At 37.5% G+C, this 25744-nt stretch carries 27 protein-coding genes; 19 read left to right on the top strand and 8 right to left on the bottom strand.

From position 1 onward, the window contains the following. Positions 1–37: 37 nt before the first annotated feature. Both CLV94_RS12595 and CLV94_RS12590 read right to left on the bottom strand, forming a co-directional pair. Entirely contained in the window at positions 38–448 is a 411-nt protein-coding gene (locus CLV94_RS12595; RefSeq protein ID WP_121376845.1) for a hypothetical protein, read from the bottom strand. 11 nt (positions 449–459) lie between these two features. Continuing rightward, positions 460–957 carry an outer membrane beta-barrel protein gene (locus CLV94_RS12590; protein ID WP_121376844.1) on the bottom strand — a complete coding sequence of 166 codons (498 nt, stop codon included), beginning with the start codon at positions 955–957 and terminating at the stop codon, positions 460–462. A gap of 139 nt (positions 958–1096) precedes the next feature. Between CLV94_RS12590 and CLV94_RS12585 the strand changes: the two genes are divergently transcribed. The 7 genes from CLV94_RS12585 to CLV94_RS12555 all read left to right on the top strand — a co-directional run bounded on the left by CLV94_RS12585 (position 1097) and on the right by CLV94_RS12555 (position 7741). Continuing rightward, positions 1097–3109, top strand: coding sequence for a tetratricopeptide repeat-containing sensor histidine kinase (locus CLV94_RS12585; RefSeq protein ID WP_121376843.1), 2013 nt, complete (start codon positions 1097–1099; stop codon positions 3107–3109). A gap of 6 nt (positions 3110–3115) precedes the next feature. Next, complete coding sequence (locus tag CLV94_RS12580) at positions 3116–3778, top strand: LuxR C-terminal-related transcriptional regulator (protein WP_121376842.1); 663 nt, start codon at positions 3116–3118, stop codon at positions 3776–3778. Between the two features lie 90 nt (positions 3779–3868). Continuing rightward, the gene (locus CLV94_RS12575; RefSeq protein ID WP_121376947.1) at positions 3869–4498 is read left to right on the top strand and encodes an ABC transporter ATP-binding protein; all 630 of its coding nucleotides are present in this window, start codon (positions 3869–3871) and stop codon (positions 4496–4498) included. Continuing rightward, positions 4495–5766: an ABC transporter permease gene (locus tag CLV94_RS12570; RefSeq protein ID WP_121376841.1), complete on the top strand. Its 1272-nt coding sequence runs from the start codon at positions 4495–4497 to the stop codon at positions 5764–5766. Before CLV94_RS12575 ends, CLV94_RS12570 begins: the two co-directional genes overlap by 4 nt. Continuing rightward, on the top strand, positions 5759–6316 hold the full coding sequence (locus CLV94_RS12565) for a hypothetical protein (protein ID WP_245982561.1): 558 nt from the start codon (positions 5759–5761) through the stop codon (positions 6314–6316). Before CLV94_RS12570 ends, CLV94_RS12565 begins: the two co-directional genes overlap by 8 nt. Before the next feature lies 1 nt (position 6317). Then, a complete protein-coding gene (locus tag CLV94_RS12560; RefSeq protein WP_121376840.1) occupies positions 6318–7004 on the top strand; it encodes a YjjG family noncanonical pyrimidine nucleotidase in 687 nt (228 codons plus the stop codon). 20 nt (positions 7005–7024) lie between these two features. Continuing rightward, a complete protein-coding gene (locus CLV94_RS12555) occupies positions 7025–7741 on the top strand; it encodes a hypothetical protein (RefSeq protein ID WP_121376839.1) in 717 nt (238 codons plus the stop codon). A gap of 1 nt (position 7742) precedes the next feature. Here the strand turns inward: CLV94_RS12555 and CLV94_RS12550 are convergent, their stop codons facing one another. Next, complete coding sequence (locus CLV94_RS12550) at positions 7743–9020, bottom strand: replication-associated recombination protein A (protein WP_121376838.1); 1278 nt, start codon at positions 9018–9020, stop codon at positions 7743–7745. A gap of 206 nt (positions 9021–9226) precedes the next feature. Here CLV94_RS12550 and CLV94_RS12545 point away from each other — a divergent pair, with 206 nt between their 5' ends. Next, a complete protein-coding gene (locus CLV94_RS12545) occupies positions 9227–10021 on the top strand; it encodes a rhomboid family intramembrane serine protease (RefSeq protein WP_121376837.1) in 795 nt (264 codons plus the stop codon). Between the two features lie 6 nt (positions 10022–10027). Here the strand turns inward: CLV94_RS12545 and rlmB are convergent, their stop codons facing one another. From rlmB to CLV94_RS12520, 5 genes are all read right to left on the bottom strand, one after another. Continuing rightward, positions 10028–10762, bottom strand: a complete 735-nt coding sequence (gene rlmB, locus CLV94_RS12540) for a 23S rRNA (guanosine(2251)-2'-O)-methyltransferase RlmB (protein ID WP_121376836.1) — start codon at positions 10760–10762, stop codon at positions 10028–10030. Positions 10763–10851: 89 nt separating this feature from the next. Beyond that, the gene (locus CLV94_RS12535; RefSeq protein WP_170148798.1) at positions 10852–11787 is read right to left on the bottom strand and encodes a DUF1735 domain-containing protein; all 936 of its coding nucleotides are present in this window, start codon (positions 11785–11787) and stop codon (positions 10852–10854) included. 12 nt (positions 11788–11799) lie between these two features. Further along, positions 11800–13275 (bottom strand): SusD/RagB family nutrient-binding outer membrane lipoprotein, encoded by a 1476-nt coding sequence (locus tag CLV94_RS12530; RefSeq protein ID WP_121376834.1) that lies wholly within the window; start codon positions 13273–13275, stop codon positions 11800–11802. Positions 13276–13285: 10 nt separating this feature from the next. Continuing rightward, positions 13286–16369 carry a SusC/RagA family TonB-linked outer membrane protein gene (locus CLV94_RS12525; protein WP_121376833.1) on the bottom strand — a complete coding sequence of 1028 codons (3084 nt, stop codon included), beginning with the start codon at positions 16367–16369 and terminating at the stop codon, positions 13286–13288. A 108-nt stretch (positions 16370–16477) separates the two neighbouring features. Next, on the bottom strand, positions 16478–18094 hold the full coding sequence (locus CLV94_RS12520; protein WP_245982558.1) for a BamA/TamA family outer membrane protein: 1617 nt from the start codon (positions 18092–18094) through the stop codon (positions 16478–16480). Positions 18095–18382: 288 nt separating this feature from the next. On the opposite strand from CLV94_RS12520, the gene rpsL reads away from it, so the two are divergent. From rpsL to rpsC, 11 genes are all read left to right on the top strand, one after another. Then, positions 18383–18766 (top strand): 30S ribosomal protein S12, encoded by a 384-nt coding sequence (rpsL, locus tag CLV94_RS12515; protein ID WP_007136570.1) that lies wholly within the window; start codon positions 18383–18385, stop codon positions 18764–18766. A 22-nt stretch (positions 18767–18788) separates the two neighbouring features. Beyond that, positions 18789–19265, top strand: a complete 477-nt coding sequence (gene rpsG / locus CLV94_RS12510) for a 30S ribosomal protein S7 (RefSeq protein ID WP_121376831.1) — start codon at positions 18789–18791, stop codon at positions 19263–19265. A 10-nt stretch (positions 19266–19275) separates the two neighbouring features. After that, complete coding sequence (gene fusA, locus CLV94_RS12505) at positions 19276–21432, top strand: elongation factor G (RefSeq protein WP_121376830.1); 2157 nt, start codon at positions 19276–19278, stop codon at positions 21430–21432. Positions 21433–21444: 12 nt separating this feature from the next. Then, entirely contained in the window at positions 21445–21750 is a 306-nt protein-coding gene (gene rpsJ, locus CLV94_RS12500; protein ID WP_056068841.1) for a 30S ribosomal protein S10, read from the top strand. Positions 21751–21903: 153 nt separating this feature from the next. Continuing rightward, positions 21904–22518: a 50S ribosomal protein L3 gene (rplC, locus tag CLV94_RS12495; protein ID WP_121376829.1), complete on the top strand. Its 615-nt coding sequence runs from the start codon at positions 21904–21906 to the stop codon at positions 22516–22518. Next, complete coding sequence (gene rplD / locus CLV94_RS12490) at positions 22518–23147, top strand: 50S ribosomal protein L4 (RefSeq protein ID WP_121376828.1); 630 nt, start codon at positions 22518–22520, stop codon at positions 23145–23147. The genes rplC and rplD overlap by 1 nt, the downstream gene beginning before the upstream one ends. Positions 23148–23153: 6 nt before the next feature. Continuing rightward, positions 23154–23444, top strand: a complete 291-nt coding sequence (gene rplW, locus CLV94_RS12485; RefSeq protein ID WP_121376827.1) for a 50S ribosomal protein L23 — start codon at positions 23154–23156, stop codon at positions 23442–23444. Between the two features lie 16 nt (positions 23445–23460). Further along, positions 23461–24285 carry a 50S ribosomal protein L2 gene (gene rplB, locus CLV94_RS12480; RefSeq protein WP_121376826.1) on the top strand — a complete coding sequence of 275 codons (825 nt, stop codon included), beginning with the start codon at positions 23461–23463 and terminating at the stop codon, positions 24283–24285. Between the two features lie 6 nt (positions 24286–24291). After that, complete coding sequence (rpsS, locus tag CLV94_RS12475; RefSeq protein WP_014085019.1) at positions 24292–24570, top strand: 30S ribosomal protein S19; 279 nt, start codon at positions 24292–24294, stop codon at positions 24568–24570. Positions 24571–24576: 6 nt separating this feature from the next. Next, positions 24577–24987, top strand: coding sequence for a 50S ribosomal protein L22 (gene rplV / locus CLV94_RS12470; RefSeq protein WP_121376825.1), 411 nt, complete (start codon positions 24577–24579; stop codon positions 24985–24987). Between the two features lie 5 nt (positions 24988–24992). Next, the gene (gene rpsC, locus CLV94_RS12465) at positions 24993–25739 is read left to right on the top strand and encodes a 30S ribosomal protein S3 (RefSeq protein ID WP_121376824.1); all 747 of its coding nucleotides are present in this window, start codon (positions 24993–24995) and stop codon (positions 25737–25739) included. The last annotated feature ends 5 nt before the right edge of the window (positions 25740–25744 follow it).

The raw sequence follows: 25744 nt of genomic DNA, 5'->3' as shown, positions 1-25744 counted from the left end.
ATTGCCTCATGCCTATATGTCGTTTTGAAAGTAACTTTTAAGGGAATATAAAAGTCAAGGTCTCAAAACTAAAGGAACCATTTGAATCTGCAATCTTGTTGCTTTGGCGCACGATGCTGTTGTTATGGTATATTTTTAAACTGACGTTTTGACCTACAACGCCAGGATTTTGTAATACGGCATTACCGCTGATTCCGATGCCTGTAACATTATCTTGGTAATTGATAGTTTTGCTCCATGGCAATGAAGTAATCGTTTCGGTCGTGTTTCCGGTTACATTATTATTGTAGACGATAAATATATGGCCGGTAAAGTTGCCTGTTATTTCAAATTTTGCCGTTTTATTTGGCGACGGATTGCCGCCATTGCCATTGCTATCGTCACTGCTACAAGAAATGGTTATTGCAATTAATAGGATTGCAAAAAATGCTGTTAGTCTTTTTTTCATAGTTGTATTTTTTAATTTAATAAATAAGTAATTCCAATTTTTCCTCCAGTGGTCACATTTCCACTTCTGAGTTCTAGGTTTACGGCAAACTTTTCATTAAAGAAATACCTTCCGCCAATTTGAACTCCAACACCAAATGGTTCGTCATCTACTAAATAGGTATTGGTATCTGAGTCTTTGAATTTCCAGTTGTAATAGTTTAGGTTAAGACCCGCATACGCATCCCATTCGTTTGAAATTTCTAGTAGTTCATTAAAATGATAATTACCATTGGCCTGTAGTCCTATAATGGTACTTTTGATTCCATACGTGGTATAGGACTGATAGGAAGCTTCCAGTCCGACGGTAATCGGATTTGAAATCATGTAATCTGCACCAAAATAAATTGGGGTTGACCAGTTGGATGTTCCGAAACCGGCATTTAGTTGAATTTTTCCTTTTTCGAGTGGGGCCTGAGCAAAGGAAGAAATTGTGAGTAAAAGCACAGATAAGTTGATAAGTCTTTTCATTTAATTTTTTTTAATTGATTTGTTTTTTAAGGTGTTGTGCAAATTTAGATAGGGCATTTAAATTCGAATTAATCATAAAAAGGTATAATTGAATACCTGAAATCAGGTAATTTTTAGTCTTTTACTGAAAATCCAGAGAATGGTCATTACATTTGTGGCTTATCTCAACAAAATGAAGCGATTGTATCTTTTTTTCTTGGTGTTTGCTGCGTATCTGGGGCATGCTCAAAAAATCAGTACATTAAATGATTATGAGATTTCTATTGATAGCTTGAAAAATGCTATTGCTGCTAGTACATCGGATAGCTTGAGATGCATCATGAACTACAGGCTGGCTTATATTTATACTAAAAATGTCGATAAAAAAGAAGTAGGACTTGCCTATTTAAAAAAAGGGAATGAATTAGTAAAAAATAATAGCTACTTAAAAGATGTATCGTACTATTATAATTCGCTTTTCCTTACTTTGGAAAAAGGGAATTTGGCAAAGTTTGAAAAAGCTGACGAAGTCTTAAAAAAATACAATAGCAAAGAGATATATGTAGTAAGGTCTAAAATACTTTTTAATATAGGGCTACTGTATCAGCGGGAAAACGAGCCTTTAAAAACAATAGAAGTCTTATTAAAACGGGCAATTCCTGTTGCAGAAAAAAGTAAGGATAGCCAAGAGCTGTCTAATTTGTATAAGCTAATTGCTGTTGTTTTTTATAATAATGAAGATATAGACAAAACGAAATATTATTTAGACCTGTCTATTAAGACTTTGGAGCAGGGGAAGAATAAAAAAAGCCGCTACAACGAAGATTTGATCGAATTGTATTTGTTTAATGTAGAGGTTTTGTCGGTTCAGAAAAAAACAAAGGAAGCTTTTGAGTATCTCGGAAAAGCTGAAAATTTATTACAATCGTATCCGCTAAAATCGCTATACATCGAATATTATTTTGCTAAAGGAAGCTTGAACCAAGAAATTAAAAACTATGACTTGGCGATTTCAGATTATGACAAGGGCATCAAATTATCAGAACGTAATGCCAATTCTACTTTAGTACAACGATTCAAGCTTATGAAGTACGAGGTTTTTATGCTTCAGAATAAACTCGAAAGTGCTAAAAATTTGCTATTGGATGTTTTTAAAAACAGCGACATGAATATTAAGGATAAGGCTTATTATTCGTATGAGCTATCGAAAATTTATCGAAAATTAAATGATTTTGAAAAGGCTTACCTGTATAATGAGCAGTATATTCAACTAAAAGATAGCTTGGGTGTAGCATTTGAAGCGGATAAAATTGCAGACATTGAGGCTAAATACAATAAACTAGAAAATGAGAATAAGATAAAAAAGCTAACTATTGAAAAACAAGCTACCTTATTAAATCAGAAGAAGAACACGCTGTTTCATTTGCTATTGTATTTTGCGCTTATCTGCGTTTTGATATTTACCTATTTTATTTGGAAAAACTTAAAAAACCAAAAAAAGATAACGGCTCAAAAAGAGATAAATCATTTTCAGAAACTAAATAATTTAAAAAGAGAAAAGGAGATTGAGATTATGCAGACCATGATCGATGTAGAGGAAGCAGAAAGGAAAAGAGTCGCTAGGGATTTGCATGATAGCATAGGCAGCAAGCTATCTGCCTTGAAAATTATATTTGCCAATACGCAAGCCAAAAAGGATACAGATGCGATTAAAATTAATGCTATTTTGGAAACTTCGATATCAGAATTACGACAGATTTCGTATAATTTGGTTCCAGAATCGTTGTTGAAATTAGGCTTAGACAAAGCTCTTGGCGATTTGTGCTTTACTCTAAAATCGGATAGTGTTTCGATAGAATTTCATTCGTATGAAATTGATAATTCGATGCCGTTGACCACACAGACCACTATTTTTAGGATTGTTCAAGAACTATTGAATAATGCCTTAAAACATGCAAGAGCGACCCAGATTTTAGTTTCTTGCAGCCAAAACGCGAATAGATTCTTTATTTCTATAGAAGATAACGGAATTGGTTTTGATAGTTCAAGAATAGAAGAAAACCTAGGGCTAGGAATAAAAAATATAAAAAGCAGAATAGAGCTTTTAAAAGGAAGCCTTGATTGTGAAAGTAACTCCAAAGGCACTTCCTATAATATAGAACTTGAAGTCTGACAAATTATGGAAAATAAAAAACTGAGTATTGCTATTTTAGATGATCATCCTTTAATTATTGAGGGATTGTCTACTCTTTTTTCGAATCATGAAGAATTTGATTTATTGGGCGGTTTTAACAAAAGTGAGGATTTATATAGTTTCGAAGAAATTGATAAAATAGATGTCTTGCTCTTGGATATCTTTTTTGGCGATAATAATGGAATTGATATTTGTTTTGAGTTAAAGAAGAAATATCCTAAGATGATCATATTAGGAATCAGTAGCCAGTCTGAAAGAAGCATTGTATTGCAATTGATTAAACAAGGCGCTTCCGGCTATCTATTAAAAACCGCAAAAAATGAAGAATACATCCATTGCATAAAAGAAGCGGCGAAAGGGAAGATGGTCTTTAGCAAAGAAGTGCAGGTTATGCTAGATAAGATACAATTGTCTGATTTAAAATCGATTCCTAGGCTGACTAAAAGAGAAAAAGAAATATTGGCTCTATTGATAAAAGGAAAATCTACACAAGAAATATCAGAAGAATTGTTTTTGAGCTTTCTGACCATACAAACTCACAGAAGGAACCTGCTCCAAAAGTTTGATGTTAAAAATTCTCTCGAGCTAATTAATTTTGCCAATGAAAATGGATTGCTTAATGATGCCCATTTTTCCAATAGTTTTTAGTTAGCGGAGAGTATTTTATAAGTTCTGGTTAACAATTTTTTTTAAAGTATTTCAGTATCTTGCACTCCGCTTGCAGAAATGACTTTATCTATGATCCAGACCAAGAATCTCGCTTTTTCCTATAGCGGGAAAGTGAATTTTAATTTCCCCGATATTTCCTTGGAAAGCGGCCAGGTACTTTTGATTACCGGTGGTTCTGGAAAAGGGAAGACTACATTGCTCCATCTGTTAGGAGGATTGCTCAAAGCCCAGTCGGGCTCTATCCGTATAGGTGATACAAATATTGAAAGCCTTTCGGATAAAAATCTAGATAAATTTAGAGGTAAGAATATAGGCCTGATCTTGCAGCAGCCACATTTTGTAGAAGCATTTTCTGTTTTAGAAAATGTGGTTCTTTCTTCTTGGCTGGCAACCGGACAAAAAGCTGAAGAAAAAGCAACATCGCTTTTGACAGAATTAGGCTTGGCTGACCAAATGACCAAATTAACATCGCGCTTGAGTATCGGACAACAGCAAAGAGTTTCTATTGCAAGAGCCTTGATAAATGAGCCGCAGCTGCTTTTGGCAGATGAGCCTACATCAAGCTTAGATGATGAAAATGCTTTTAATGTAGCCGATCTGCTTTCGAAGTTGTCGAAAGAATATGGAGCAGCACTAATTATAGTTACTCACGATCAGAGATTGAAAGATCGTTTTTCTAATCAAATTACATTGTTATGATTGTCAAATTAGCTTGGAAAAATATCTGGTTCAAACCTTTAAATACGATATTGAGCATCATCTTGCTGACGGCCAGTGTTGCTATAATTTCTCTGTTGATTTTGCTTCAGGAACAATTTGAAAAACAGTTCTCAAGCAATATTGACGGTGTTGATGTGGTACTAGGTGCTCAAGGAAGCCCTTTGCAATTAATACTTTCTTCCGTATATCAGGTGGATGCACCGACGGGCAACATTAGCTATGATGAAGCTAAAACGTGGATGAAACATCCCTTTGTGAAAAGCGCCATCCCTTTGGCTTTTGGAGATAATTATAGGGGTTTTAAGATTGTCGGTACTACACCTGACTATCTAGAAAAATACGGAGCCACTGTTTTAGAAGGCAAGCTGTTTCAGAAAGATTTTGAAGTCGTAATTGGAAGCGAAATCGCAAAAAAATTAAACATAAAGGTTGGGGATAAGTTCTTCGGTTCACATGGCGATGCGGCAGAAGGAGAAGTTCATGAAGAATTCGCTTATCATGTCAGCGGTATTGCAGGTCCAACAGGAAAAGTCATCGACAACCTTATTTTGTGCAACATTCCTAGCGTCTGGGCGATGCATGATGCCCACGAACACGCGGAAGAAAATCCAGAACATGGCGAAGAAGGACATATTCATTTTGAAGGTGATGAGCACGAACATCACGATCATGACCATCAAGCTGAAACATCAGAGCAAGGAAAAGAAATAACGGCGGTATTGATAAAATTCAGGAATAAAATGGGATTTGTGACTTGGCCGAGATTGATAGCGCAAAACACGAAGATGCAGGCTGCTTCCCCAGCAATCGAAATCAACAGACTGTTTTCCTTATTTGGAATAGGATTACAGGCCTTGCAGTACTTGGCTTATGGCATCATGCTGATTTCTGGAATCAGTATCTTTATAGCGCTCTATACTACCTTGAAAGAACGCAAATACGAATTTGCCCTGTTACGAGTAAGCGGAGCCAGTCGATTGCAGTTGCTGAATTTAGTATTGTTTGAGAGCATATTATTATGTGTTGTCGGATTTATTTTCGGCACTATTGTTGGAAGAGTTGCGTTATTGCTCATATCCTCTTCAACAGACCAAGAATATAAGATGACTTTTAACCCTTTTGCTTTTGTATGGGAGAAGGAGGGAATTCTGTTCTTAGCTGCTATCTTTGTAGGACTATTGGCGGCAGCCATTCCTGCCGTAAAAGCATACCGATTGAATATTTCAAAAACTTTAGCAAATGCGTAAGACTTATTATTTTAGTATAGCCCTTTTTGTTTTTTTTATTTTTTCTGACGCAACTTTTTTGCAGAAACAGAATCTAACGATAAAAGAATCCAATTCTCCTGCTGTGCAGAGGGCGAGTTTTTTGCCAGAAATCAAGGCTTTTTCCAAATTTGAATCGAAATCTTTTGTTGCAATTGATACTTTGAATTGGAAATTGCTGGGAGCTATCAAGTTTGTAAAAAAACCGAGCAAGACATATCCCGACGGCGTGATGTTTCCGATAATAAACTCTACGCTAAAGGCAAAAAACAAGAAAAGGATAGCAATGTCTGGGTTTATCGTCCCGATAGATAATACGACTTATGCGTTGAGCAAGAATGTTTTTGCAGCCTGCTTTTTTTGCGGCCAGGCAGGACCGGAAACTATTATGGGAATTAAATTCAGAGGTAGCACTCCTAAATTGAAGACGGATCAATATGTTACCTTAGAAGGTAACTTCAGGATAAATGAAAATGATGTAGAAGACTGGATCTACCATATTGAGGATGCAGTAATCGTAAAAGGAAAATAAATTGGAAACGAAGATTTTAGATATTTTCTTTGATTTAGACCACACGTTGTGGGATTTTGAAAAGAACTCGGCACTGGCATTTGAAACGGTTCTTGAAAAGCATAAAATAGGCGTAAATGTTCAGGATTTTGTGACGCGATATGTGCCTATAAATACCAAATATTGGAAGCTGTATCAAAATGATGAAGTCACGCAAGAGCAATTGCGTTATGGCAGGCTGAAAGATGCTTTTACTGAATTGGAATTTGAGATTGATGATGCCATGATTCATCTGCTTGCGGAAGAATACATTCACTATCTTCCACAATTCAACCATCTTTATGATGGAACGATTGAGCTTTTGGAGTATTTGAAGCCAAAATACCGACTGCATATCATTACAAATGGATTCCACCAGATTCAGAATAATAAACTGGTCAATTCTAACATAGTGCATTATTTTGAAACGATTACGAATTCTGAAAATGCTGGGGTGAAGAAGCCCCATCCTCAAATATTTAATTATGCTTTAGATCTGGCAAAATGTTCCAAAGAAACAAGCATTATGATTGGCGATAATCTAGAAGCCGATATCGAAGGCGCATTGAATGTAGGACTCGATGTCATCTTTTTTAATGAACATAATTTAGAAACACATCCAAATATCAAGCAGGTAAATCATTTACTGGCTTTAAAAAAATATCTTTAAACACTTAAGAGTTACTCAATATGAAAAAATACATCCTGATTTTATCGTTATTTATTTCCCTTGCAGCTTCAGCACAAAAAGTGCTAAATGACTATAAATATGTCATCGTTCCTGTGCGTTATGATTTTTTGCAAGGAGATAATAAATTTAGACTTAATACGATTACCAAATTCAACCTTACAAAAATAGGATTCCTTGCTTTTTATGAAAATGAAAACCTGCCTCAAGAAGCTGGTGGCGATAGATGCAACAAGTTGTTTGTTGATGTAGAAAAAGAAAATTCCTTGTTGGCTACAAAACTTGTAATCGTGTTTAAGGACTGCAATAACAAGGTGGTTTATAAAACAGAGGCAGGTAAAAGTACAGTAAAAGAATATGAAGTTGCCTATCCTGAAGCTTTAGAAAAAGCGTTTGGGCAGCTTTACAATTACGGCTATAAGTATAAAGGACCAGCTATTGCAACTAACACAGCCTCTACGAGCACAGCTCCTAAATCTTCAGCAGCTCCTGAAGATGCAGCTGATATGCTTTTCGCTCAGCCAATCCCGAATGGGTATCAGCTTATTGATAAAACGCCGAAAGTAGTGCTTAAAATATTCAAGACTTCACAACCAGATTATTTTACGGCACAATCCGAAACGATTAATGGTGCAGTAATAAAAAAGAATGGAGAATGGATTTTAGAATACTATAAAGACGAAAAGCTGGTTTCAGAAAAACTGCTGATTAAATTCTAGGCTAATATCCGTATTTGTCTTTCCAACGATTTTTTAAAAATTCCCTTGTCGAATTTTCCCTGGAATTATTTCCTGGAATATAGATAGGGGTATTTTTTATTTCATCCGGCAAGAACTCTTGTTCTGCAAAGTTGTTTTGATAGTCATGGGCATATTTATAATCTTCCCCATAACCTAACTCTTTCATCAGTTTTGTCGGCGCATTTCTCAAATGGATCGGAATGGGCAAGTCTCCAGTCTGTTTTACAATCTGCTGTGCTTTTCCGATTGCCATATAAGAGGAATTACTTTTAGGAGAAGTTGCCAGATACACGGCACATTGACTCAAGATTATCCTGCTCTCTGGATAGCCTATCGTGGACACGGCCTGAAACGTATTATTAGCCATGATGAAGGCAGTTGGGTTGGCATTGCCAATGTCTTCACTGGAAAGAATCAGCATACGTCTTGCGATAAATTTGACGTCTTCGCCTCCTTCAATCATTCGCGCCAGCCAATATACCGCTCCGTTCGGATCGCTGCCGCGTATGGATTTTATAAAAGCAGAGATGATATCATAATGCTGCTCGCCAGTTTTGTCATACAATACAGTGTTTTGCTGCACGAGTTTTAGGACAGAATCATTGGTGATTACAATCTTTTCGTCGTTTGAAGCATTCACCACAAGGTCGAAAATATTCAGCAGTTTACGGCCGTCTCCACCTGAAAGTCTTAGTAAAGCTTCAGTTTCTTTCAGTTCGATATTCTTTTCTTTTAAAAAAACATCTGTCCTCATGGCTCTTTCGAGCAAGGCTTCGAGGTCTGATTTTGAGAAAGCATTTAATATGTAGACCTGACAACGCGACAGTAAGGCGGGAATTACTTCAAAACTAGGGTTTTCTGTAGTCGCGCCGATTAATGTCACCCAGCCTTTTTCTACAGCTGCTAAAAGTGAATCTTGCTGTGATTTGCTAAAGCGATGTATCTCGTCAATAAAGAGGATAGGGTTTTTAGCAGTAAATAATCCGCCGCTCTGTTTGGCTTTGTCAATAACATCACGCACGTCTTTTACGCCAGAATTGATCGCGCTCAAGATATAAAACGGACGTTTTGATTCTTGCGCGATAATTTGAGCCAAAGTCGTTTTTCCGGTACCAGGTGGTCCCCAGAAAATTAATGAAGGAATGATTCCTTTTGCGATTTGCTGTGTCAATGACCCGTTCGGACCTACCAATTGCGGCTGGCCGAGGTAATCTTCGAGTTGTTGTGGACGAATTCGTTCTGCTAATGGTGCTTCCATTTTGTAAAATTACAGAATTGTACAAGTTTTTTTGAGATTGAAGCGCACAAACTTTTGTGAAAATTTAAATAAACCAATTTAGGTTTATATCGTTTTTTGCTTTTGCAATGAGTGATTTTTTTTCTGTGATGCTGACAAAATAGCACCCAAAAAAAAGTGGATAAATTTTTGACTGTTTTTTGAAGAATAATAATCTTACAAAAGCAATGGACGACAAAAATCTAAAATTCTCCCCCTCAGTTTTGGCATGGCCATTATTTTTCGTAGTCTTTTTGTGGATTATTTTTTGGGCAGAAATACGCTTTAAGCTTAACCTCACGGAATTTGGAATTTATCCTAGAACTTTTACGGGATTGAGAGGCATCTTGTTCAGTCCATTTCTTCATGGGGATATCGAGCATCTTTATAATAACTCTATTCCGTTATTTCTTTTGGTGGCGGCGCTTCGTTTCTTTTATCGAAATCAGGCGTTGAAAGTGATAGGGTATGGCATATTACTTTCCGGCTTTTTGACATGGGTTATCGGAAGAGAATCCTATCATATTGGTGCCAGCGGCTTGATTTATGTCTTAGTGAGTTTTATCTTTTTTAAAGGTATCCAGACAAAATATTACAGACTGGTTGCTTTGTCGCTGACCATCATTTTATTGTACGGAGGAATGATATGGTATATTTTTCCAGGCGTACAGCAGGGAATTTCATGGGAAGGTCATTTAGCAGGACTTATTACAGGCTATATTTTTTCTTTAGTCATAAAGACTCCCGAATACCAAAAGCCTATTGTTTATGACTGGGAAAAACCCGATTTTAATCCCGAGGAGGATTTATTTATGAGGCATTTTGATGAAAACGGTAATTTCCGGAATCTTCCTAAACCAGAAGAAGATATTGAAATTAGGAATGAGGAATTTTTCAGATCAAATTTTAATGTATTCTATAACGTCGTTCCTGCCAATCCAGAAGATAGTCATGATGGCATTATCGAAAAGAAGGAAGATTGATTGCTTTTAGCTTCTTTGCCTTACAGCTTCATAAAGAAAAGCACCGCAAGCTACAGACACATTTAGCGAAGCAATCGTACCAAACATTGGAAGCTTTGCTTTTTCATCTACAATCTTTAAAACAGATGGATTAACGCCTCGGTCTTCAGAACCCATGATAATTGCTATCGGCTCGTTTAATTCAAGGTCGTAAATATTCTGGTCTGTTTTTTCGGTAGCCGCAATGGTTTTTATTCCTGATCCTTGAAGGTGGAAGATAGCATCTTTGATATGTTCTACTTTGCAGATAGGCACATTAAAAACAGCTCCGGCAGATGTTTTTACGGTATCGCCGTTTACAGGAGCAGAGCCTTGTTTTTGAACGATGATTCCGTTTACGCCAGTACATTCTGCTGTCCTAATTATAGCTCCGAAATTACGGGCATCGGATATTTGGTCTAGGATAAGAAATAGGGGAGTCTTGCCGCTTTCTGCAACTTCTTCGATCAAAGTTTCAAGATTATGGAAAGAAATCGGAGCAATCGTGGCAACAGCGCCTTGGTGATTGCTTGGTGTCAGCTTGTTCAATTTTTCTACAGGAACGTAGGAGAAATTTACGCTGGCGCGTTTCATGACCTTCATCAGGTCTTTCATCAATTCGCCTTGCGCATCTTTTTGGATGAATACTTTATCAATCTCTTTTCCTGCCTGAATGGCTTCAATAATTGCCCTGATTCCGAAAATTTGGTGTTCTTTTTCCATGGGGCAAAGATAGCGTAAAGTTATAAAGAAATAAAAATAAAAAAGCTGGCAGATTTAACCGCCAGCTTTCTGTTATTTAAAAGTAAAAACTAATTTGTTTGGAAAACCTCAGGCCAGTCTACATTGCCTTCTCGGGTTAGCGTAACTGTTCCGCCATCTCCCCATGTATTTCTCCATGTGAATACCATGACAGGTCCCGTAACGCTGATGATGTTGTAAGTAAAGGTATCTGCATATTGGTCGGATCCGCTAAAAAGGAATTCACGACATACCCATGTAAAGAAAGCGCCATCTGGTCCAACTGCAGGATCGTCTTCATACACTTGCTCATAAAGACCGAACGAAGCATCATCAAGACTGTATTTTCCTACTCGCCCAGCTTCTTGACCTGCACCTGGAGCCGCTTCAGTCCATGTCACGGTACCGCTGATTGTGCCAGAAATTGCATTGCCAGTACTAGTTCCTTCGCCATCACCTACTTGCATTGCTGTTTGCGTATAAGAATGCGTTCCAGACAAATCGTCTGTAATCGGACATAATGGTTTTAGGTTGATTATAATCGTTCCAGTAGATTCTTTTGTGGAAACTCCAACAGGAAAGTTTCCAGTTGCTGTTGTTAGTTTTAACGCTATTGTCAAAGGAACTGGCAGATCAGGATCTAAAGATGAAGAAAGTATCTTGATCGGGAATGTAGTTTCCGTTTCGCCAGCTGGAAAAGTGAAAGTTCCATTGTTTAGAATCACAAAGTTCGTGCCTTCTACAGCAGTTGTCTTTGCAGGATCAATTTCATAGGTAACTGCCACATCAGAAGGAGCTGCCGAGCCATTGCCGCCAACCAATCTAGCCGGAACCTCGAATTCGGCTTCTTCCATGCCGATATCAAACGTACCGTCAATAGTGCTAGATGGAAAATCGATAATGTTTACTCCGTTACCAAAATCTGTTACATCATCATCTACGAGGCAGGAGGAGAGTGTTGCTACTATAATGGCAACAATCACTATTTTGAATTTAAAGTTTTTCATAGTCATATTTTATTAGTTATCCCAAAAAATAGGAGATGTAAAAGCATCGTCAGTAGTCTGGTTTGGAACATTTGCAGAATTTGCTACATATTCTGAATTAGGATACATTAATCGGATAGGGCGTTGCGGCCTGCTGGCAATCAATGATAAAGGAATTCCAGAAGGGAAGCCGGTTCTCGTGTATTCAATCCAAGATTCGATTCCGTTTATGCTGTTTAAGGCAATCCATTTTTGAGTTCCAATAGCCTCCAATTCATTTCCAGCAGAAGCTGTCCATCCGATAAGATTGGTAGATTGAGAATAATAAGTTGTTGCTTGGGCTGCTGTCAATCCTAAAGTCTCATAAGAAGCTTGAATTCCTGACTCATACAATGTCTGCGCAGTTCCTGGCATATATCCTTTTACGACAGCTTCCGCTTGCAGCAAATAGCTTTCTGCAGCAGTTAAGATATAAGCATCTTGAGTGAAGTTCTTTAATACGCCGTTTCCTAATCCTGAGAAAGGGACAACCACTGTTCCTTGTTCATCTGGAGCGCCTTGGTTTATTCCTGCAAAACCTCCGCCAGGAATTGGAGCATAGATTTTTTCCAATCGGGTATCGTTTGTGTTAGAAAGATAATCGATAGTGTATTTCGTTCCTTTTAAAGATCGGTTGTCACTGGTTGGACTTCCTGATAATGTTGTTCCGTACGTTTCAAAAAACGGATTCATCTTTCCTGTACTGGTTATATACCCAGGATTGCTTGTCACATTTTCAGTTATGAACCCGCTTCCTTCTTCTATGATGTCTTGGAATTTATCTGCAATATAAGCTTGTTTAGAAGGCATTCCAGATTGACGGATAAGGATTCTCATTTTTATAGTATTGGCAAATTTTACCCATTCGTCCATATCGCCATGAAGCATAATGTCATTGTCTTCGGGACTTAAAGCATCTGAAGGAGCATTTTTGATCAAGTCGATAGCTGCATCTAACTGCACGATTAAGTCATCATATACAAATTCTGCATCGTCATATACAGGAGTCAATTCTTTATCTCTTTGTAATGCCTCTGTGTAAGGGATATCTCCGTATAAATCTACAAGATATTGAAAATAGAAAGCCTTCATTATCTTAGCAATTCCTCTGTAATTGTCATAGCCTTCTAAGGTAGTCTGGTCAATTTGGTTGAAATTGGAAATCGTCAAATATAGATTGTCCCAAACATCATTATAGAAAGTACTGTTGACGATATATTGCATTTCATCTTGATAGGCAATAAATTCTTCGATGTTATTAGACCAGTTGTATACCATGAAATTCCCAACTTGGTTCATCCTGACATTTAGCCTTTGGGCTCCTGAATTTTGCGAACTGGCCAACAGCAATTCAGGTTTAACGTTTGTCGGATTATTTGGATCTTCATTAATATCTAGATAGTCGCTGCAGGAAAACAGCAAGAAAAAAGGAGCAATTAATAATGCGCTTTTTTTGAATATATTTTTCATTTTTCTTGAATTAGAAGGTTAAAGTAACGTTGAAACCATAGGTTCTAGTCGGAGGAACTTCATCTACGCTTCCAACTCCTACAGCATTTCCGGTAGTGAATCCAAACTCTGGATCTGTGTATCTGTTTGCTTTTGGCAGGATCATAAATACGTTTCTTGCATTAGCTCCGATAGTGATGCCTTCAAAAGGAGAATTGTCTAGCATTTTTTTAGAAAAAGTATAACTGAATGCAATCTCACGGCATTTGAAAGCGGTCGCATCTACTACGTAGTTTTCTGAAATGTTGCTGTATACCGAATCCCAGAATGGCTGACCTCCGCTTGAAGTGGTAATGCTTGTATTTGGCGTATACACTCCTGGAGCGCTTTGGTAGGATGAATTAGGAAATACGAACGGTAACCTTCCGGATTGAGCACTTTGTACTGATGAACCTGTAAAATCAAGCATCTGCCCAATTTCGTTATAGAATACGTGACCAGTTCTGTAATCAAAAACAGCCGATAGCCTAAATCCTTTGTAGTTCAAGTTTGTTGAAAGACCTACGATATAGTCAGGAGTTGTTTTTCCTAGATTTTTCAAGGCAGAAGACTGTATAGGATTACCCGTTGCTTGGTCAATGATTACTCTTCCTTGATCGTCTCTTTCATAAGCAGTTCCTTTGATGATCGGATATTCTTCACCAACAACAGCATAAACTCCAGCTGTAGTAAATCCACCTAAAGAAAGTTCATTAACACCAGGCAATAAGCTTTTTACTTCTGTCTTTGGAGCACTATAGCTTACTCTTAGATCCCAGTTCCAATCTTCGGTCTGTATTGGTGTGAAGCCTAAATCCAATTCAAATCCTTTCGTCTGTAATTCTCCAGCATTCAGCAATGCTCTTGTCGCTCCTGAAGAAGAAGAGGCTGCCGCATTAATGATTTGGTCTGTAGAGTTAGAAATATAATAGCTGGCATCAAGTGATATTCTTTTTTTGAAGAACTCTAAATTCAGGTCAAATTCTTTTGAAGTCGTAAACTCTGGTTTTAAATTAGCCAAAGCTACGGTGTTGCTCAGGTTGAAAGAAGTCAAGTCGCCATAAGGAAATCCTACCGACCTGATGTATGTGTTTTGATTGGCATAGGCAGAAGTTGAATTTCCTACTTTAGTATAACTCGCTGTTACTTTTGCGAACGTTAATACGTTTCCTTTCAATTCAGGGAAAGCAGATGTTGGTATGAACGAAACGCCATAACTAGGGTAGAAGAAAGAATTGTTCTCTTTTATCAAGGCAGAAGACCAGTCGTTTCTTCCCGTAACGTTCAAGAACAAATAGTCTCTAAATCCAATTTCAGCACTGCCGTAAAGTCCGATGCTTCTTAGCCTAGAATTGAATTCGGCTCCTCTCAACTCTCCAGTTCTCATAGATACGTTATAGAGCCCTTCAACCACTAAGTTGTCCCCTCGGATTCCCAATTCTTTTGTCTTGATGTCTCTGATGTTTTGGCCAAGCGTAATTTTTGCGCTAATGTCATCGTTAAGCTTAAAGTCGAAATTGAACATCAAGTCGCTGTTGATTCTTCTTTCATAATTTGAACCGTCAGAAACTCCTTGGTTTAAATCTTCACGGCCGCTTCCGTCGGTGAAAATATGCCCATTGTTGGTGTTTTTGAAAGTGGATGTCAATAAGCTTAAACCTCCTCTGTATAATACATTGAACCAATCGTTTACTTTGTAGCCTAAGTCGATAGAACCTTGGAACCTGTCAGAATACGAAACTTGACGCGAATTCTTTAAAATCCAATATGGGTTATAGGCATAATTTGTAAAATAATCTTGTAAATCTCCTTGCGAATAAACTTCTAATGGGATGTTGATAGGAGTTTGCAGTAACTGGCTATAGACGCTTCGTCCGCCGTCAGGCTCGCTAAAAAAGGATGATTCGTCATCGCTTCCAGTTAGGTTTCCAGCAACATCGGTCTTGTCTGTAAAGTAAGAAACGTTCCCAGCAACATTCCAGTTTCCAGAGGTTTTGCTCGTGTTTAATCTAAATGTGTTTTTATGATAAACATCTCCAGGTATAATTCCTTCCGTTTTTACATCTTGAGCCGAGAAGAACAGGTTGCTGTTTTCGTCGCCTTGCGATATAGAAAAACCATTTTGTTTTGTTGTACCAACATTGAAAAAATCTTTAATATTATTTTTTCTGGCAGTATATGTAAATTCTCTGATGGTTCCATCAGCCAATTCAGGACCAACCTGTACTAATGATCCGTCTAATGGTGCTCCCCAGTTTGTGTTTTCTACAGGATCAAGCTCTCCAGCCCATCCTTGTCCGAATTTTGTCTGTCTATCTGGAATAAATTGTACTTTCTCAAATGTAATTGTCGAGTTGACTTGTAAGGTCATCTTGCCATTTTTTCCTTTTTTAGTAGTAATCATGATAGCTCCGTTTGATCCGGCGGAGCCATAAAGAGCTGCCGCATTGGCTCCTTTTAGGATAGTAGTGCTCTCGATATCATTCGGATTCAGCTCGCTTAACGTATTCAAGGCGGAAGGAACTCCGTCAATTACGATCAAAGCTTCATTATTCCCAGAGATAGATCTTGCGCCTCTAAGCACAACTCTTGTTTGCGGATTAACACCGCTGTTGATCGTGTTAATCTGCAATCCTGAAACTTTTCCGACCAAGGCAGTTGCAGCATTTACGGCTTTGGCTTGGTTCAGCTCATCGGATTTGACAACCTGCGTGGAATAACTCAGCTCTTTTGGGTTTCTTCTTATCCCAAGAGCGGTTACTACAACGGTCTCAAGCTGTGTAGCATCGTCTTTTAAAATAATGTTGAAATTAGTAGCGGTGGCTGGAACTTCTTGAGTCGCCATCCCCATGAAACTGAAAACTAGGATGTCAGTAGGAGAGGCCTTGATTTGGAATTTGCCATCGAAATCGGTTTGCGTGCCGTTTGTAGTTCCTTTGATGGCGATACTGACTCCAGGGAGCGGTAACCCGCTTTCGTCCGCAACAGTGCCTGAAATTGTCCTTTCTTGCGCAAATGAAATCTGCATAATTAACGCCAGGACTAGCGTTAATAGACCATTTAACTTTGTTTTCATTATGTATAGGTTTGAATTAGTTAAATCAAATTTCTTAATAAAATCTTAACAAACCTATACTTTTTTTAAAATTGTTTTTACTATATTGATGTTTTGAAGTATTAATTGTTAAAATCTGGCTTTAAAGCTAATATGAACAATTGAGTTAGATAGCTTGATTTGCTGATTGCCCGTACTTCCGTTTGCATAAACAATATTGAACAATCCGTTTTTTGTCAACAAGCCAAATCCAAATCCCAAGCCAAGCAAGTTGCCATCATTGTCTGTGGTCTTGTCTTGGTAATAGCCAAAGTCGATAATAGAATGGATATAAATTGTTGGGGCCAAGACATATCTGTATTCTGTAAGTATCGAAGAGAAAAGATTGGCCTGTAAGCTATTTTCGTTAAAGCCGCGAATCGAGTTGATGCCTCCGAAACGGAAGAGCTCGTTGGTGATATAACTGTCGCTTTGCAGTAGGAAATTCTGGCTCCGGATGGCGACGATATTTTTATTGTTCAAATAGAAGTTATGCCGGAGATCAATATTGGTGAAGAATTGGTTGTTTTTTGAAGCTTCAGAATTTCTCTTCCCTACACCTCCCTTAATATTGATTAACGTTTTGTCTGGAAATAAAAAATCTTCGTTTCTGAATTTGGTAAACTCAAAATTGGAAGTAAAGAAAGAATTGTCAAAATCAGTTATCGTTGAACTGTTCAGGTTTTGGATATCATTAGATTCTGTTGACTGGTAGCCGACGTACAGTCTGGTGTTGTAATTAAAATAATAGCCCAGGTCAATAGCCGTCTGCGTGTTTTGGAATGTGCTGTCCTGCTTAAAAATATTCAATTGTGCCTTGATGCCTAGAGGGCTCCTGAAAATATAAGGCAACTCGATATTGACGTTGAAGGTCTTCTGGTCGTTTCCATCACTTTTCCAGTATAAATTGAAACGTTCGCCTACATTTAGGGAATTGACAAGCAGCAGGTCGAGATAGCCATTTACTTTCAAGTCGCCATTGTCGTCATTTCCAAAACCTATAAAACCGTCAAAACGATTTGGTTTTGATTTTTCTACATAGACATAGACTTTAGTCGTGTCATTCATAAATAAGATTTCAGGGTATTTGGTCTGAGTGACGAACTGAAACTGATTGAAATCATTATGGATGTTTTTGAGGCTTTCCTGATTAAAGACCTTGTTGCGATAGCGGCGCTTGATTTCCTTTTTGTGTCCTTCGGGAAATTTATCATAACCGTTGATTACAATATCATTGACTTGGCGTAATTTTTCAGTTTCGAAACTCAAATCGGCCAAGAGAATGCCTTTCTGTTTTTTCAAGTTTACCAATTGAAGCTTCGCTAAGGAATACCCGCGGCGTTCCAAAGTGTTCAAAGTAGTAGTGAAGAAGGTTTCCGTTTCGCTAAAAGCAAGTTTTAAAGTGTCTTCAGTATTTTCTAAAATTCCCAGTTTTTGTAATTCCGAATTGCGACCTATATATATATGTATGGATTTGGTCTTTTGGCCCAATTGAAACTTGAACAGGAAAGTGCTGTCGTTTTGTTTCTTATTTTCTAGAATTTCATTTTCTAAAAAGCCGAAACGTTTCAGTTTTTCAGAAAAAATATTGGCTTCATCAACAATGCTTTTGGCATTGCTGTGATTTTTTACATAACCGATAGAATCTATTGTTTTTAAATCACTTTGAGAATCGGCCGTAATCTTTAAATGAAGCTTTTGGCCCAATGCGTTTAGGCTGAAAAAAATACAAAAAGAAATAAAAAGAAAACTTTTCAAAATAAGCTAATTGTTAAAACGGATGGCTTTTGGTGCTCAAATATTTTTAAGCATTTTACTATTTGTAAGCCTCAGTAAAAGTAACGCAAAAATCCAACGAATAATATATAAAAAATAAATGTTGGCTAATCTGTTTGAAAATTAATGAATTAAGGTTTGTTTAAAAAAAAATAATTATTACATTTGCAACCCCGTAAAAAGCGGGAAATTAAATCATAATATATTTTAGTATTAATTATGCCAACAATTCAACAATTAGTAAGAACTGGAAGAACTCAGATAACTAAGAAGAGTAAATCGGTTGCTTTAGATTCTTGTCCTCAAAGAAGAGGGGTTTGTACGCGTGTTTACACTACTACACCAAAAAAACCAAACTCTGCAATGCGTAAAGTAGCGCGTGTACGTTTGACAAATGGTAATGAGGTGAATGCTTATATCCCTGGAGAAGGACATAACCTACAAGAGCACTCGATAGTATTAGTTAGGGGTGGAAGGGTAAAAGATTTACCAGGAGTTAGATACCACATCGTTCGTGGAGCGCTTGATACATCAGGTGTTGCAGGAAGAACGCAAAGAAGATCTAAGTATGGTGCAAAACGCCCAAAAGAAGCAAAAAAGTAATTTAAACTTTTAAAGTAAAGACATGAGAAAAAGACAGGCCAAAAAAAGACCTCTTTTACCAGATCCAAAATTTAACGATCAGTTAGTAACGCGTTTTGTGAACAACTTAATGTGGGATGGTAAAAAATCAACTGCTTTCAAAGTATTCTATGATGCATTGGAAATCGTAGAAAACAAGAAACAAGACGCAGAAAAATCTTCATTGGAAATCTGGAAAGATGCTTTGACTAACGTTATGCCTCACGTAGAAGTACGTAGCCGTAGAGTTGGTGGAGCTACATTCCAAATCCCAATGCAAATCAGACCAGATCGTAAAATCTCTATGGCAATGAAGTGGATGATACTTTATGCTCGTAGAAGAAATGAGAAATCTATGGCTCAAAAACTAGCTTCTGAAGTTTTAGCTGCTGCTAAAGAAGAAGGTGCTGCTGTTAAAAAGAGAATGGATACTCACAAGATGGCTGAAGCAAACAAAGCATTCTCTCACTTTAGATTTTAATCATTAAGAAATGGCTAGAGATTTAAAATACACAAGAAATATCGGAATTGCTGCTCATATTGATGCTGGTAAAACAACAACAACTGAGCGTATCCTTTTTTATACTGGAAAATCACATAAGATTGGTGAGGTGCACGATGGTGCTGCAACAATGGACTGGATGGCTCAAGAGCAAGAGAGAGGTATTACAATTACTTCTGCTGCTACAACTTGTGAGTGGAACTTTCCAACTGAACAAGGAAAAGCACTTCCGGAAAGCAAGCCTTATCACTTTAACATCATCGATACTCCTGGACACGTTGACTTTACCGTTGAGGTAAACCGTTCTTTGAGAGTATTAGATGGATTGGTTTTCTTGTTTAGTGCAGTTGATGGTGTTGAGCCTCAATCTGAGACTAACTGGAGACTTGCTGACCAATACAGAGTTCCTCGTATGGGATTCGTAAATAAAATGGACCGTCAAGGTTCAAACTTCTTAGGAGTTTGCCAACAGGTTCGTGATATGTTGAAATCAAACGCTGTGGCAATTACGTTGCCAATCGGTGATGAGATCGACTTTAAAGGTGTGGTTGACTTAGTGAAAAATCAAGCTATCGTATGGCATGATGAAACACAAGGTGCTACGTTTGATATCGTGCCTATCCCTGCGGATATGGTTGACGAAGTTAAACAATACCGTTCTATCTTGATCGAGGCAGTTGCTGATTATGATGAAAACCTTTTAGATAAGTATATGGAAGATGAATCTTCTATTACTGAAGAGGAAATCAACACAGCATTAAGAGCGGCCACAATTGACATGGCTATCATTCCTATGATTGCTGGTTCTTCTTTCAAAAACAAAGGAGTTCAGTTCATGTTGGATGCTGTATGTAAATATTTGCCTTCTCCGTTAGATAAAGAAGGTATCGAAGGAATTGATCCTGATGATGCTGATTTATTAGAAGAAGACCAAACTAAAATCTTGCGTAAGCCAGATGTAAAAGAGCCATTTGCTGCTCTTGCATTTAAGATTGCAACTGACCCATTTGTAGGTCGTTTGGCTTTCTTCCGTGCTTATTCTGGTCGTTTAGATGCAGGTTCTTATGTTTTGAACACGCGTTCAGGAAACAAAGAAAGAATCTCTCGTATCTACCAAATGCACGCTAACAAGCAAAATCCTATCGAGTACATTGAGGCTGGAGATATTGGAGCTGCTGTTGGATTTAAGGATATCAAAACTGGAGATACATTGTGTGATGAAAAACACCCAATCATTCTTGAGTCAATGAAATTCCCTGATCCGGTAATTGGTATCGCGATTGAGCCTAAGACTAAGGCTGACGTAGATAAAATGGGTATGGCTTTGGCTAAATTGGCTGAAGAAGATCCAACGTTTACAGTTAGAACAGATGAGGCTTCAGGTCAAACTATTATCTCAGGTATGGGTGAGCTTCACTTAGATATCTTGGTTGATAGAATGAAACGTGAGTTCAAAGTAGAGGTAAACCAAGGTGAGCCTCAAGTAGAATATAAAGAAGCGTTCACAAGATCAGCTCAACATAGAGAAACGTACAAAAAACAATCTGGAGGTCGTGGTAAATTCGGTGATATCGTATTTAGAATCGAGCCTGCTGATGAAGTTGACGGTAAAGTTCCAGTTGGATTGCAATTTGTTAACGAAGTAAAAGGTGGTAACGTTCCTAAAGAATATATCCCAGCTGTTGAAAAAGGTTTCAGAGAAGCTATGAAGCAAGGTCCTTTAGCAGGATATGCTGTAGATAGCTTGAAAGTAACTTTATTAGACGGATCTTTCCACCCTGTGGATTCTGATGCTCTTTCTTTCGAATTAGCTGCGAAAATGGGTTACAAAGAGTCTGGAAAAGCTGCAGGTGCTGTTATCCTTGAGCCTATCATGAAAATTGAGGTTATTACTCCAGAAGAAAACATGGGTGATATCGTTGGTGACTTGAACCGTCGTAGAGGTCAAGTAAATGATATGGGTGACAGAAATGGTGCTAAAACTATCAAGGCTGATGTGCCATTATCAGAAATGTTCGGTTATGTTACAACATTAAGAACATTGTCATCAGGTAGAGCTACTTCAACAATGGAGTTTTCTCACTATGCTGAAACGCCTTCTAATATTTCAGAAGCGGTAATCAAAAAAGCAAAAGGTAACGCTTAATTCTAAAGAAAAATGAGTCAAAAAATCAGAATAAAACTAAAATCTTACGATCACAATTTGGTAGACAAGTCTGCTGAGAAGATTGTAAAAACTGTAAAAAGTACAGGTGCAGTGGTAACAGGACCAATTCCGTTGCCAACTCACAAAAAGATTTTTACTGTGTTGCGTTCTCCGCACGTTAACAAAAAATCAAGAGAGCAATTTGAAGTAATGTCATACAAAAGATTGTTAGACATTTATTCTTCTTCATCAAAAACAATCGACGCTCTAATGAAATTAGAGTTGCCAAGTGGAGTTGAAGTAGAGATCAAAGTATAAGTATCTCATTAAGAAAGTAACACATTATTTAGACGAAAAAATATTTTTAGGAATAACCGCAAATTATTTATACTTTTGCGCCTCCAAAAATAGAACGTCGTTTAAATAATGTGTTCTATATTTTGTATTTTAATAATTAATAATTAATATTTTATGTCTGGGTTAATTGGTAGAAAAATCGGCATGACTAGTATTTTCGATGAAAACGGGAAAAACATTCCTTGTACAGTAATCGAAGCTGGACCATGCGTTGTTACCCAAGTCAGAACCAAAGGTGTTGACGGGTATGAAGCGTTACAACTTGGTTTCGATGACAAAAACGAGAAACACTCCACTAAAGCTGACTTAGGTCACTTTAAAAAAGCTGGTACTGTTGCTAAGAAAAAAGTCGTTGAATTCAAGTTTGAAAACGAACACAAATTAGGTGATGTATTAACAGTTGATGTTTTTACAGAAGGCGAATTTGTAGATGTTCAAGGTGTATCTAAAGGTAAAGGTTTCCAAGGTGTTGTAAAACGTCACGGTTTTGGTGGTGTTGGACAAGCTACACATGGTCAGCACAACCGTTTAAGAGCGCCAGGATCTGTAGGAGCTTCTTCTTATCCTTCTAGAGTATTCAAAGGAATGCGTATGGCAGGAAGAATGGGAACTGATAATGTGACTGTTCAAAATTTAAGAGTTTTGAAAGTTGTTGCTGAGAAGAACCTACTTTTAGTAAAAGGATGTGTTCCAGGACACAATAACTCTTATGTAATCATTCAGAAGTAATGGAAGTAAAAGTTTTAAATTTCAACGGAAAAGAAACTGGCAGAACGATCACTCTTTCTGATTCAGTATTCGCAATTGAGCCAAATAATCACGCAGTATACCTTGATGTAAAGCAATATCTTGCTAACCAAAGACAAGGAACGCACAAAGCTAAAGAAAGAGCTGAAGTTGCAGGATCTACTCGTAAGATTAAAAAGCAAAAAGGAACAGGTACAGCTCGTGCTGGTAGTGCTAAGAACCCTTTGTTTAAAGGTGGAGGTACAGTTTTCGGCCCAAGACCAAGAAGCTATTCATTCAAATTGAATAAAAACTTGAAACGTTTGGCAAGAAAATCGGCTTTCTCAATTAAAGCAAAAGAGTCAAATATTATAGTATTAGAAGATTTCAATTTTGAAGTTCCAAACACTAAAAATTTCATTAACGTTTTGAAAGCTTTAGGGTTAGAGAATAAAAAATCTTTGTTTGTGTTGGGAGAGTCAAATAAAAATGTATATTTGTCCTCACGCAATTTAAAGGCGTCTAGCGTTGTAACTAGTTCAGAATTAAGTACTTATGCTATTTTAAATGCAAATAATTTAGTGCTTTTAGAAGGGTCTTTAGAAGGAATTGAAGAAAATTTAAGCAAATAATAGGCCATGAGTATCATAATTAAACCTATAATTACAGAAAAAATTACCAAAGATGGTGAGGTTTTCAATCGCTTTGGATTCATTGTTGACAAAAGAGCAAACAAAATTCAAATTAAGAATGCTATCGAGGCAGCTTATGGAATTACAGTTGTTGAAGTGAACACAATGAACTACAGAGCTGATAGATCTACTAAATACACTAAAAGTGGTATTATCAATGGAAAGACAAATGCTTATAAAAAAGCAATTGTTCAAGTACAAGAAGGAGAAACGATAGATTTTTATAATAATATCTAATAAATAAGGCAGAAACATGTCAGTTAGAAAATTAAAACCTATTACCCCGGGTCAGCGTTTTAGAGTTGTTAATGGTTTTGACGCCATTACAACTGATAAGCCGGAGCGTTCATTGATCGCACCGATAAAAAACTCAGGAGGTAGAAATAGTCAAGGAAAGATGACCATGCGTTATACGGGTGGTGGTCACAAGCAGAGATATCGTATTATTGATTTCAAAAGAACAAAAGATGGAATTCCAGCTTCTGTGAAATCAATTGAATACGATCCAAATCGTACTGCATTCATCGCTTTGTTAGCTTATGCTGATGGAGAGAAAACTTATATTATCGCTCAAAACGGATTGCAAGTTGGTCAGAAAGTAGTTTCTGGTCCAGAAGCATCTCCAGAAATCGGTAATACATTGCCTTTGAGTAAAATTCCTTTGGGAACTGTTATCTCTTGTATTGAGTTGCGTCCAGGTCAAGGAGCTGTTATTGCTCGTTCTGCTGGAACTTTCGCTCAATTAATGGCAAGAGATGGAAAATATGCTACAATCAAAATGCCTTCAGGTGAGACAAGATTAATCTTGCTTACTTGTTCTGCTACAATTGGAGCTGTATCTAATTCTGATCATCAATTAGTAGTATCTGGTAAAGCAGGTAGAACTAGATGGTTAGGTAGAAGACCTAGAACAAGACCAGTTGCGATGAACCCTGTTGATCACCCAATGGGTGGTGGAGAAGGACGTTCTTCAGGAGGACACCCACGTTCAAGAAACGGAGTTCCTGCTAAAGGTTACAGAACGCGTTCTAAGCAAAATCCGAGTAACAAGTATATCGTAGAACGTAGAAAGAAATAATAAGATATGGCACGTTCATTAAAAAAAGGACCTTTCGTTCACTATAAATTAGATAAGAAAGTTCAAGAAAATATTGAAAAAGGTAACAAAGGAGTTGTAAAGACTTGGTCTAGAGCTTCGATGATTACTCCAGATTTTGTTGGACAAACTATCGCAGTTCATAACGGTCGTCAGTTTGTACCGGTTTACGTAACAGAAAACATGGTAGGTCACAAATTAGGAGAATTTTCACCAACAAGATCTTTTAGAGGTCACGCTGGAGCAAAAAATAAAGGTAAAAAATAAGAAGCAATGGGAGTTCGTAAAAGAGAAAGAGCTGAAGGCATCAAAGAAGCTAATAAGCAAGTTGCCTTCGCAAAATTGAATAACTGCCCTACTTCACCTAGAAAAATGCGCTTAGTAGCAGATCTAGTAAGAGGTCAGAAAGTGGAAAGAGCTTTGAATATTTTAAGATTCAGCTCTAAAGAAGCTTCAAGAAAGTTAGAAAAACTTTTGTTATCTGCAATCAACAACTGGGAGCAGAAAAATGCAGAAGGTAACGTAGCTGAAGCAGGCTTGATTATTAAAGAGATCAGAGTAGATGGTGGAATGATGTTGAAAAGACTTCGTCCAGCTCCACAAGGTCGCGCACATAGAATTAGAAAACGTTCTAACCACGTAACTATCGTATTAGGACAATTAGATAACACACAAAGCAATTAATAAAGATGGGACAAAAGACAAATCCGATTGGAAACAGGCTTGGTATCATCAGAGGATGGGATTCAAACTGGTATGGTGGAAATGATTACGGTGACAAACTTGCCGAAGATCACAAAATCAGAAAGTACATCCACGCTCGTTTATCAAAAGCTAGTGTATCAAAAGTAATCATCGAGAGAACTTTGAAACTTGTAACCGTTACTATCACTACTGCTAGACCAGGTATCATTATCGGGAAAGGTGGCCAAGAGGTAGACAAGTTGAAAGAAGAACTTAAGAAAATTACTGACAAAGAGGTTCAAATCAACATCTTTGAAATTAAAAGACCAGAACTAGATGCTTACCTAGTAGGTACTAGCATTGCTCGTCAAATTGAAAGTCGTATTTCTTACAGAAGAGCAATTAAAATGGCTATCGCTGCCGCTATGCGTATGAACGCAGAAGGTGTGAAAGTTATGATTTCAGGTCGTTTGAACGGTGCTGAGATGGCACGTTCAGAAATGTTCAAAGAAGGAAGAATTCCTCTATCAACTTTCAGAGCTGACATTGATTACGCACTTGCTGAGGCTCACACTACTTACGGTAGAATGGGAATCAAAGTGTGGATCATGAAAGGTGAAGTTTACGGCAAACGTGATTTGTCTCCACTAGTTGGAATGGACAAAAAACAAGCTGGAAGCGGTAAAGGCGGAGATGCTCCTCGTGGCAAATCTGACAGAAACAGCAAACCAAACCCACGTAAAAGAAAGTAATTTTT

The organism is Flavobacterium endophyticum (genome assembly GCF_003634455.1).
In the GTDB taxonomy this organism is placed as follows: Bacteria; Bacteroidota; Bacteroidia; order Flavobacteriales; family Flavobacteriaceae; genus Flavobacterium; species Flavobacterium endophyticum.
The sequence above is the reverse complement of the archived record's forward strand: the minus strand, read 5'-3'. Positions and strand labels throughout refer to the sequence as shown.